This is a genomic window from Aquiflexum sp. (genome assembly GCF_041749095.1).
Lineage (GTDB): Bacteria > Bacteroidota > Bacteroidia > Cytophagales > Cyclobacteriaceae > Aquiflexum.
Window position 1 is genome coordinate 1 of sequence record NZ_JBGTCA010000081.1, and the last position, 10987, is coordinate 10987.

Genomic DNA, 10987 nt, shown 5'->3' on the forward strand with positions numbered 1-10987 from the left:
AACCCTGCAAAAGGAAAACTGTTGGATATAGGTTGTGGAACCGGTTACTTTATAAAAGCTGCCTCAAACCAAAAATGGAGAGTTACAGGAATAGAACCAAACCCTATTGCACGGGAAATTAGTATTAAAAAAAATATCAAAGTTTTCGAATCTATAGATCAAATTAGAAAGGATAAAAAATTTGATGTAATCACCCTCTTTCATGTCCTGGAACATATACACGAATTGCGGAAAACAGGCAAAAAACTTGTAAAACACCTAAAGAATTACGGTAACTTAATCATTGCTGTTCCCAATCATAATTCATTTGACGCAAATCTTTACGGCACTAATTGGGCTGCCTATGATGTTCCAAGACACCTCTATCATTTCGACCTCAAAAGCATGCAAAGATTTGCGGATGAAATAGAGATGAAAATAGTGGAGACCAAACCCATGAAATTTGACAGTTATTACGTTTCTCTGTTAAGTGAAAAATATAACAATCCTAATGGACCTACAATAGGTCATTTATTAAATGCGTTCAAAAAAGGCTATAGCTCTAACAAGTGGGCAAAAAACAATGAAAATAATTATTCAAGTTTATTATTTATTTTAAAGAAAAAATGAAATATTTTAAATATATATTTGATATAATTATTATTTTATTACTAGTAGCTTGTGCAAAACAAAGTACACCAATGGGTGGTCCTAAAGATGAAGAACCTCCAAAACTTTTGACTATAAATCCCCAAAACGAATCCCTCAATATCAAACCAAGAACTATCGAACTGGAGTTTGACGAATATGTCAAAGTAGAAAATCCAAACAAACAGATCATCATTACTCCAAGAATCAAAAAAGAAGAAATGGAGGTGACTGCCATCAAAAACAGAGTTGTCATCAAACTTAACCAAGAACTAGAGGACAGCACAACCTATGTGTTCAATTTTCAGAAAACAATAAAAGACATTACCGAAAGCAATGTTCCAGAAAACTTGAAATTGGTGTTTTCCACTGGGCCTACAATAGACAGTCTTTCATTTTCAGGAAATGTATCTTATATATTCCCTCAAAGAGAAAAGATAATGAAAGATATACTTGTAGGCCTTTACGCGGTTGGTGATACTACAGATATACTTACTGCCCCACCATACTATATAGGACAGGCAGATTCCGTAGGAAACTTCAATATTACTAATATCAAGGCAGGAGAGTTTTTGGCTTATGCATGGCATGATTCAAATAACTCATTGAAAGCCGAAGAAAAGTTAGAGGCATATGGATTTTTGGAGGATACCGTATCCATTACAACAAATCTTTCTGGCGCACAATTTTACATATCCAAATCAGACATCTCAGAATTCAAAGTCAATCGTGCAGCAACCGTAGGAAGCAATTTTGATGTTGTATTAAGTAAATTTCCGGTAGAAGTCAATATTGAACATGACGAGTTGAATGAAAAACTCTTCTACCGGAAAAATGAAAAGATTATACGGTTTTACCACTCGGAGCTACAAAATGACAGTACAGCTATTCAATTAAACTTAATTGACTCCGTGGGATTCAAAATCGACACATTGATTTATGCAAAATTTGAAGAAAGTGATAGAACCAAAGAACAACTGGAACCAACCATTGAAGGTCCAAAGACTTTCTTCAGAGAACTTTCATTGGACATCAAGTTCAATAAACCCTTAAAAGAAATCAATTACGACTCATTGCTCTTCAAGTATGATACTGCTTCCATCATACATGTAAATAAAGATTATACATTTTTTAAAGACAGTCTCAACAGAACCTTATTGACAATTGCTTTAACTATACCTGATTCTATTACCAATGAAACATTAAATTTTTATGCTTCAGATTCAACTTTTAAAGATATTGAGGAAAAATACAATGAAAATAAGTTAGAAGCTGCTTATAAAAAACTGAAAGCTGACGCATTGGCAGAAGAGGTAAAAGTGAAAGTAAACACTTCAGAACTACCCATCATCATTCAAATAATGAATAAAAAAGATGAGATCATTGCTGAAAAGTATCTAACTGACACAAACGAGACAGTATTCAGAAATATCGAACCAGGAGTTTTTGTAATTAGAGCCATCATAGATAAAAACAAAAACAAACGGTGGGATACATCCAACCTACTGCAAAACAGGCAAGCTGAACCAATATATTACCTCGAAAATCCAAATGATGATAACTCCAGAGACACTACAATCAGGGCCGGTTGGGTGCTTGAAGTAACAATAGAACCCAACACACCGGTCGGAATTCAAAAAGATTCAATCGAAAAAAAGCCAATTGAAGAAATAATTGAAGAAAATAATGTAGATAACTAGACATATCTATGTGGATACAAGCTAATAACTTGGGTAAAAACTACCACTTATACCAATATCAAATTCAACTAAATACAGAATAGATAAAATGAAAAATTAAGTGCCTGTTCATCCACACTTATAAACATTCCGGTTAACACAGACTTATGCCGGTTTATCTTTCCTATAGAAATCCACACAATTTTTTCCAATCAACTTAACTATTACAAAACCAATTACTTGCTATTAAATTTAATGTTAAGTAAATGTGAATAAATGATTAACAAACTCAACATTCAGTGTTGACTAATAAAAGACAAAAACTTACCAACAAATCCACACCCTAATAACGTTAATAGTTTTATTTAATTAAATAAAATAATATATATATAGAAGTGTGAATAAACTGAAGAAAAAAGGATTTTGGATAACTGAGGTCTTTTTTATAATTTGAACCTCTGTCCACTAACCCAAATTAACATGCAGATCAGCAGACTATTTGATTTGATTAATTATCAGATTGCAAATTATGACAAAGAAGATGCTTTGGCCCAAAAATTAGACGGCAATTGGAAGACCTATTCATCAAGAGATCTGAAAACAATTGTGGACAATCTGAGTCTTGCGTTTTTGAAATCAGGAGTAGGTAAAAACGATACAGTAGCAATCATATCCAACAACAGACCCGAATGGAATTTTATTGACCTGGCATTGCAACAAATAGGAGCTATTTCGGTTCCGATGTACCCTACAATTTCAGCGGAGGATTACAATTATATTTTCAATCATGCTGAGGTAAAAAAGGTATTTGTAGGTGATGAAGAAATACATGCAAAGGCGGTAGAGGGGTCTAAGGACATGGATGTGCAGATTTTTTCTTTTGACAAAATAAAGGGATGTGATTATTGGGAGGAATTTATGCAGTCAGGCGAATCAGGAAATATAGCTGAGCTCGATGCCATCAAAGAAACCATCAAAACCAATGATCTTTTCACGATCATTTATACCTCCGGTACAACAGGACGTCCCAAAGGCGTCATGTTGACCCATGGAAATGTTATCCATAATCTTTTTGCCATTGAAGACAGGATTATTGTTCCAAAGGGAAAAGCAAAAGCCTTAAGCTTTCTTCCACTTTGTCATATTTACGAGAGAACAGGATCTTTCTGCTTTTTGTACATGGGGATATCCATCTATTATGCTGAAAGCATGGAAACCATCGGAGAAAACCTAAAAGATATTCAACCACATGTATTTAATACAGTGCCGCGCTTATTGGAAAAAGTTTATGATAAAATCGTCTCTAAAGGCTATGAACTTACAGGAGTAAAAAAATCTTTGTTTTTTTGGGCACTCAACCTTGGACTTCAATATGAACCGAATAAAGATCAAGGTGGCTGGTATAATTTTCAATTGAAATTGGCCAATAAAATCATTTTCAGTAAATGGAGGGAAGCCCTGGGAGGTAATGTCCTGCAGATCAACTCAGGAGCTTCAGCACTGCAGCCTAGGCTGGCAAGGGTATTCTGGTCAGCTCAGATTCCGGTTTGTGAAGGTTATGGTTTGACCGAGACCTCACCGGTAGTTTCAGCTTCAGTTTGCAACCATGAGGATATCCGAATAGGGATGGTCGGAAAAGTTGTAAAAGAGGTGGAAGTCAAAATTGCCACTGATGGAGAGATTTTGGTCAAAGGCCCCAATGTGATGCAGGGATATTATAAGCAGCCTGACCTTACCGAAGAGGTAATTGATGCCGAAGGTTGGTTTCATACAGGAGATATTGGAGAACTTCATGAAGGGAACTATCTCAAAATTACCGATAGAAAGAAAGAGATGTTCAAAACTTCAGGTGGTAAATACATCGCCCCACAACCTATGGAAAATAAATACAAGGAATCTGCTGTGATAGAGCAGGCTATAGTAGTTGGGGAAAATAAAAATTATCCCGCAGCATTGATTGTTCCAAGTTTACAGGGTTTAAAGGATTGGTGCAAACATAAGGATATACCCTATACCAATGATGAGGAAATGATCAAAAAGCCTGAAATTCTGGATAAGTTCCAAAAAGATATTGATGAGCTCAATAAGTACTTTGGAAAATGGGAACAGGTCAAAAAATTCAAAGTGCTCAATGTGCAATGGGGAATAGAAACTGGCGAATTAACACCGACCATGAAATTAAAAAGGAAAGTCATCCATCAAAAATTTGCCAAGGAAATAGAGGATTTATATGCCTAAAAATAAAATTACAAAATCATATATTGAAGATCTAAGGTAAATACTGTTTTTACCAATCATTCAAACTATATTCTGTAAATATTCAGAATATAGTTTTTTTTATGTCATAATTTGAACGGATTAATTTATTCTGCATGCATAACTTTTTTTACATTTAGTATGCATGCATACAATATTTTTCTTAACTTAGTCGTATTAAAAATATTTCTATGAAGCGTGAAGACACAGTTGATTATCATATAAAGAGTGCTTGGCATGCCATTTCGAGAATGTATAATCAAAAAGCCGTTCAGGAGGACTTTACAACAGCCATCGGATTTGTGTTGATCAACATCAATTCCAAAGAAGGTACACCGGCCACCAAGATTGCACCTATGATGGGATTGGAAGCAAGAAGCCTTACAAGGATGCTAAAAAGCATGGAAGAAAAAGGGCTGATTTTTAGAAAGCCGGATCCAATAGATAAAAGGTCGGTCAGGATTTTTCTAACACCGACAGGAAAGAGAAAAAAAGAAATATCCGTCAAGACCATTATGGAATTCAATGAACAAGTAAGGGAAGTCGTCAGTGAAGCGGAATTGAATGACTTTTTTATGGTGTTTCAAAAGATCAATCAAGTCATTGAAAATATACAATCAGAAACCATAAACCCCAATGCGTACGAAAATATGTACGAGGTCTAAACCGAATAAACACATGAAAAGAACAATCAAAAAAGTAGCGATTTTAGGTTCCGGTGTGATGGGGTCAAGAATAGCCTGCCATTTTGCCAATATTGGCGTGCAGGTCTTGATGCTCGATATCATACCCAGAGAACTGACAGAACAAGAAGAGAAAAAAGGCCTTAGCCTTTCAGACAAATCTGTAAGAAATAGGCTTGTCAATGAAGCTTTGGATAGTACACTGAAATCCAAGCCGGCATCTTTGTATGACACTTCCTACATAGACCGGATTACCACGGGTAATTTTGATGATGACCTTCCAAAAATCAAAGATTATGATTGGGTAATGGAAGTGATCGTGGAAAGGCTTGGTATCAAGCAGTCACTTTTTGAGAAAGTAGAAAAACATAGGACTCTAGGTACTTTGATTACCTCCAATACCTCGGGCATTCCGATGCACATGATGTGCGAAGGAAGATCGGAGGATTTTCAGGTCAACTTTGCGGGGACACACTTTTTCAACCCTCCAAGATACCTCAAGTTATTGGAAATCATTCCCGGACCAAAAACCGATCCGAGTATTATTGACTTTCTGATGGATTACGGAGATAGATTTTTGGGAAAAGAAACGGTTCTCTGTAAAGATACCCCTGCATTTATTGCCAATAGGATTGGGGTGTATGCCATCATTTCGGGAATGCATGCTATTGAAAAAATGGGCTTGGGTGTATCAGAAGTTGATAAACTCACCGGTACAATAATAGGAAGGGCAAAATCCGCCACCTTTCGTACCATGGATGTGGTTGGATTGGATACCACGGTCAACGTGGCCAACAACCTGTACAAAACCCTTGAACACGATGAATCCCGTGAAAAATTCAAGCTTCCCACAATAGTGGAGAAGCTTTATGAAAAAAAGTGGTTGGGAGACAAGACAGGACAGGGTTATTTCAAAATGATCCGTCACAAAGATGGAAGCAAAGAACTCAAGGAAATTGATTTTGAAACTTTTGAGTATAAGGATGTCGAAAAGCCAAAATTCAAAGCTTTGGAAGCTTCCAAAGAAATTGATGACCTGAAGAAGAGAATTAAATTTTTGGTCAACTTTGACGATAAAGCCGGAGAATTCTACAGAGCATCTTTTTATGATCTGTTCAAATACTGCTCGCACCGTATCCCAGAAATCGCAGATGAATTGTACAGAATCGATCAGGCAGTTTCTGCCGGATTTGGTTGGGAATATGGACCATTCGAAAACTGGGATATTCTTGGAGTCAAAGGAACAGTAGAGAAAATGGAAGCTGCCGGCGAAAAACCTGCAGTATGGGTACATGAAATGTTGGATGCAGGTCATGAATCATTCTACAAAGTAGAAGGTGGAAAACGCATGTACTATGACATTCCTTCCAAATCTTACAAAGCCATCCCGGGTACGGAAGAATTCATCATTCTTGAAACCCTCAAAGCAGCAGACAAAAAACTTTGGAGCAATGCCGGTTCATCCATTTACGATATGGGCGACAATGTGATCGGTTTGGAATTCCATACCAAGATGAATGCATTGGGACAGGAAGTCGTCGAAGGTATCAATACTGCCATAGCGATGGCCGAGAAATCCCACAAAGGATTGGTCATCGGAAACGAAGGAGCCAACTTCTCTGCGGGTGCCAACTTGGCCATGCTGTTCATGTTTGCCGGGGATCAGGAGTTTGATGAAATCAACATCATGATAGCAGGTTTTCAAAAAACCATGATGCGTGCAAGATACTCTTCTGTGCCTGTAGTGGTTGCGCCGCATAACATGGCTTTGGGTGGTGGCTGTGAACTTTCACTGCACGCTGATGCTATTCAGGCACATGCAGAACTGTATATGGGCCTGGTGGAATTCGGTGTGGGACTGATTCCTGCCGGAGGCGGTACCAAGGAAATGACCCTAAGATTTTCACAAGAAACCAAAGAAGGTGACGTGGAACTGAACAGGCTACAGGAATACTTTATGAACATCGCTACTGCCAAAGTATCCACCTCTGCTGCTGAAGCAATTGGATTGGGATATTTACAGGTAAAAGATGACATCACGCTCAACAGAAAACGACAATTTGCCGAAGCCAAAGCCAAAGTGATTTCACTGTATGATGCGGGATACACGGAGCCTATGCAGCGCACCGATATCAAAGTATTGGGAAAAACATCCCTAGCCTTGTTCGAAGCCGGAATCACAGGAATGTTGTACGGCAAATACATCTCCGATCACGACGCCAAGATCGCCAGAAAATTGGCTTGGGTCATGTCCGGAGGAGACCTTTCTTCCCCAACAGAAGTAAGTGAACAATACCTCCTCGACCTGGAGCGCGAAGCATTCCTTAGCCTGACAGGTGAGAAAAAGACTTTGGAGAGGATACATAGTATTCTGTTTAAGGGTAAGCCGCTTAGGAATTAGACGTGAGATGCGAGAAGCGAGAGACGAGAGTTTAGAACCAAGAAACAAGAACCAAGAAACAAGAGACTAGAACCAAGAAACTAGAAGTTAGAGCAAAGAAATGAGAATAGATATTATAGATATTTGACATTATTAACACTTTAAACCTTTTAATCATGAAGTTAAAACACAATTTTAAAAACCTCAAAGTTTGGCAAAAATCAGTTGATTTGGCAGTTAAAGTGTATCAATTGACTGGTAACTTTTCTTCAGAAGAAAAGTTTGGGATGACTTCGCAAATGAGAAGATCAAGTGTTTCCATTCCTTCAAATATTGCTGAAGGTTCTGCTAGAAACTCGTCCAAAGCATTCACAAATTGTCTGGATATAAGCTTGGGTGAAAGCTTTGAGCTTGAAACACAAACGATTATTGCCAATAGGGTTGGTCTCTTAGATCAGGATCAATTTGATTCTTTGAACCAGGATATTGATGAAATTCAAAAAATGATCATAGGATTTAAAGCAACGGTAGAATCTAATCCATATTGAATAAAAGTCAGTTTGAGATCTACCAAATCTAATCTCTCGGATCTTGCATCTTTTCACTAAGTCCAAAATCTCGGCTCTCGCATCTCGGCTCTCGGTTCTCAACCCCAAGAATACAACAAACATTAAATCAACAATAAACCTCAAATCAAACACACACACATGGAAGCTTATATAGTAAACGGATATAGATCAGCGGTGGGAAAGGCCAAAAAAGGTGGCTTTAGGTTCTATCGCCCGGATGACCTGGCAGCAGATGTCATCAAGCATTTGGTGGTCAATACGCCCGGCTTGGAAAATAAAATGGTGGATGACCTTATCGTAGGCAATGCCATCCCAGAAGGCGAACAAGGCATGCAGATGGGTAGGATGATTTCTCTTCTTGCCCTGGGCGTTGACAATCCCGGTTTTATCATCAACAGGTACTGTGGTTCCGGTTTGGAGGCCATTGCATTGGCAGTGGGAAAAATCAAAACAGGTATGGCAGACTGCATTATTGCCGGTGGTACAGAGTCAATGTCTTTGCTGCCCATGATGGGATATAAGACAGTACTCAACTGGAAGATTGCTTCCGAAAATCCTGATTATTACCTGAGTATGGGCTTGACCGCTGAGGAACTGGCCAAGGATTATGACATTACCAGAGAAGACTCAGACAAGTTTGCAGTTCAGTCTCATGACAGGGCATTAGCCGCCATTGCCGAAGGCAGGTTCAAGGATGAAATAGTACCTGTAGAAGTAGAAGAAACTTATCTGGATGAAAAAGGAAAAAGAAAGACAAGAAAATATACCGTAGATACCGACGAAGGACCAAGAAAAGGAACTTCCATGGAAGTCTTATCCAATCTGAAACCCGCTTTCAAACAAGGCGGACAGGTAACAGCAGGAAACTCTTCCCAGACTTCTGATGGAGCGGCCTTTGTGGTGGTGATGTCGGAAAGAATGGTCAAAGAACTTAACCTGGAACCTATAGCCCGATTGATGTCCTATTCCGTAGCGGGTGTAGAACCACGGATCATGGGGATAGGTCCAAAAGAAGCTGTGCCGAAGGCACTGAAACAGGCCGGATTAACATTGGACAAAATCGACCTGATTGAGTTGAATGAAGCCTTTGCAGCCCAAGCTTTGGCAGTGATCAAGTCACTGGACATGGATATCAATAAAGTCAACGTTAATGGCGGTGCAGTAGCCCTCGGTCACCCCTTGGGATGTACCGGCGCCAAACTTTCCGTCCAACTCTTCAACGAACTTCGCAGACAAAACAAAAAATACGGTATGGTGACGGCTTGTGTTGGCGGTGGACAGGGAGTAGCGGGGGTGTATGAGCTTTTAAAATAGATTTGAGATGTGAGACATGAGATTTGAGACATCGGGTAGGAGATTAAATAAGAGTACGAGAATAGATTAGGAGTTTCTTTTATAGAACGAATTTCAAACTTTTAAATTGAAAAAATATGAACAACTACAAAGAATTAGACATTTGGAAACGCTCCATTAAATTGGCTGTGAATATATACAAGCTGACTTCTGTACTTCCAACAGAGGAAAAATTTGGTCTTGTTTCGCAATTAAGACGGTGCGCAGTTTCTGTTCCATCAAATATTGCTGAAGGTTCTGGGAGAAAAACCAATAAGGAGTTTTCTCAATTTCTGACTATAGCTTACGGTTCATTATGTGAATTGGATACTCAGGTAATTATTTCACTTGAATTGGGATATCTAAAAAGTAATGATGTACAGGATATTGAAAAAGAGGTGGGTGAATTACAGAAAATGATGTTTGCTCTGATTCAAAAATTCTCAGTCTAAACACCAACCCCTCTCAAATCTCACATCTCAAATCTCACATTTTCAAAATATGCTTTACTCCTTAATCTTAAAATTCGAAAAAAAATAAATGCATAGACGTGAGATTGAGTTTGTCTTATGTCTTGCGTCTTATGTCTTGCGTCTTATGTCTAACGTCTACAATCATGAATACAACAACAAAACAATCAATCAACGGCGGTGAATTCCTTATCAAGGAAACCGCAGCGCAGGAGATCTTCATATTTGAGGAGTTTTCTGAGGAACAAAAAATGATGGCGCAGGCCTGTCAGGATTTTATCGATACCGAGATCCACCCCAAAAGCGAAGAAATCGACAGCATGAAAAACCCTGAACTTGTGCCTTCCATTTTCAAGAAAGCAGGGGAACTAGGCCTTTTGGGAATATCTGTTCCTGAGGAGTTCGGTGGTATGGGCATGAGTTTCAATACTTCCATGCTGATCGCAGATATCATCGGTGGTGCGGGTTCATTTTCCACTACTTTTGGTGCCCACACCGGGATCGGTACTTTGCCGATTTTATACTATGGTACAGAGGAGCAAAAATCCAAATACCTGCCCAAATTGGCCACAGGTGAATGGGCAGCATGTTACTGTCTGACCGAACCGGATGCCGGTTCTGATGCCAACAGTGGTAAGACCAAAGCTACCTTGACAGCCGATGGAAATCACTACCTCATCAATGGACAGAAGATGTGGATCTCCAATGCTGGCTTTGCGGATATCTTTATCGTGTTTGCCAAGATCGAGGATGATAAAAACCTCACTGCATTTATTGTGGAAAAAGGTTTTGGCGGCATCACGATGAACGAAGAAGAAAAGAAAATGGGCATCAAAGGTTCCTCTACCCGTCAGGTTTTTTTCAATGACTGCAAAGTTCCTGTAGAAAACATGCTTTCCGAAAGACAAAACGGATTCAAGATCGCAGTGAATATCCTCAATATAGGAAGGATCAAACTGGGTGCAGGCGTATTGGGAGGTTGCAAAACCGT

The 10987-nt window shown here is 38.8% G+C and carries 9 protein-coding genes; all 9 read left to right on the forward strand.

What is annotated here, in order from left to right; genetic code table 11:
* Positions 1-609 (forward strand): class I SAM-dependent methyltransferase (locus tag ACEW8O_RS04520; protein ID WP_373493433.1); only part of this gene is annotated, 609 nt, incomplete at its 5' end.
* 71 nt (positions 610-680) lie between these two features.
* Positions 681-2327, forward strand: a complete 1647-nt coding sequence (locus tag ACEW8O_RS04525; protein WP_373493434.1) for an Ig-like domain-containing domain — start codon at positions 681-683, stop codon at positions 2325-2327.
* A 459-nt stretch (positions 2328-2786) separates the two neighbouring features.
* The gene (locus ACEW8O_RS04530) at positions 2787-4544 is read left to right on the forward strand and encodes a long-chain fatty acid--CoA ligase (protein WP_373493435.1); all 1758 of its coding nucleotides are present in this window, start codon (positions 2787-2789) and stop codon (positions 4542-4544) included.
* A 209-nt stretch (positions 4545-4753) separates the two neighbouring features.
* Positions 4754-5227 (forward strand): MarR family winged helix-turn-helix transcriptional regulator, encoded by a 474-nt coding sequence (locus tag ACEW8O_RS04535; RefSeq protein WP_373493436.1) that lies wholly within the window; start codon positions 4754-4756, stop codon positions 5225-5227.
* 13 nt (positions 5228-5240) lie between these two features.
* Positions 5241-7646 carry a 3-hydroxyacyl-CoA dehydrogenase NAD-binding domain-containing protein gene (locus ACEW8O_RS04540; protein WP_373493437.1) on the forward strand — a complete coding sequence of 802 codons (2406 nt, stop codon included), beginning with the start codon at positions 5241-5243 and terminating at the stop codon, positions 7644-7646.
* Between the two features lie 155 nt (positions 7647-7801).
* Complete coding sequence (locus tag ACEW8O_RS04545) at positions 7802-8173, forward strand: four helix bundle protein (RefSeq protein ID WP_373493438.1); 372 nt, start codon at positions 7802-7804, stop codon at positions 8171-8173.
* Between the two features lie 159 nt (positions 8174-8332).
* Positions 8333-9508: an acetyl-CoA C-acyltransferase gene (locus ACEW8O_RS04550; protein ID WP_373493439.1), complete on the forward strand. Its 1176-nt coding sequence runs from the start codon at positions 8333-8335 to the stop codon at positions 9506-9508.
* Between the two features lie 116 nt (positions 9509-9624).
* On the forward strand, positions 9625-9978 hold the full coding sequence (locus tag ACEW8O_RS04555; protein ID WP_373493440.1) for a four helix bundle protein: 354 nt from the start codon (positions 9625-9627) through the stop codon (positions 9976-9978).
* A 164-nt stretch (positions 9979-10142) separates the two neighbouring features.
* Positions 10143-10987, forward strand: an 845-nt coding sequence (locus ACEW8O_RS04560; protein WP_373493441.1) for an acyl-CoA dehydrogenase family protein, incomplete at its 3' end; no start/stop codon positions are given.

Coding starts and splice junctions, on each gene's coding strand:
- ACEW8O_RS04525 (WP_373493434.1), top strand. CDS start 681: ATGGGTGGTCCTAAAGATGAAGAACCTCCAAAACTTTTGACTATAAAT.
- ACEW8O_RS04530 (WP_373493435.1), top strand. CDS start 2,787: ATGCAGATCAGCAGACTATTTGATTTGATTAATTATCAGATTGCAAAT.
- ACEW8O_RS04535 (WP_373493436.1), top strand. CDS start 4,754: ATGAAGCGTGAAGACACAGTTGATTATCATATAAAGAGTGCTTGGCAT.
- ACEW8O_RS04540 (WP_373493437.1), top strand. CDS start 5,241: ATGAAAAGAACAATCAAAAAAGTAGCGATTTTAGGTTCCGGTGTGATG.
- ACEW8O_RS04545 (WP_373493438.1), top strand. CDS start 7,802: ATGAAGTTAAAACACAATTTTAAAAACCTCAAAGTTTGGCAAAAATCA.
- ACEW8O_RS04550 (WP_373493439.1), top strand. CDS start 8,333: ATGGAAGCTTATATAGTAAACGGATATAGATCAGCGGTGGGAAAGGCC.
- ACEW8O_RS04555 (WP_373493440.1), top strand. CDS start 9,625: ATGAACAACTACAAAGAATTAGACATTTGGAAACGCTCCATTAAATTG.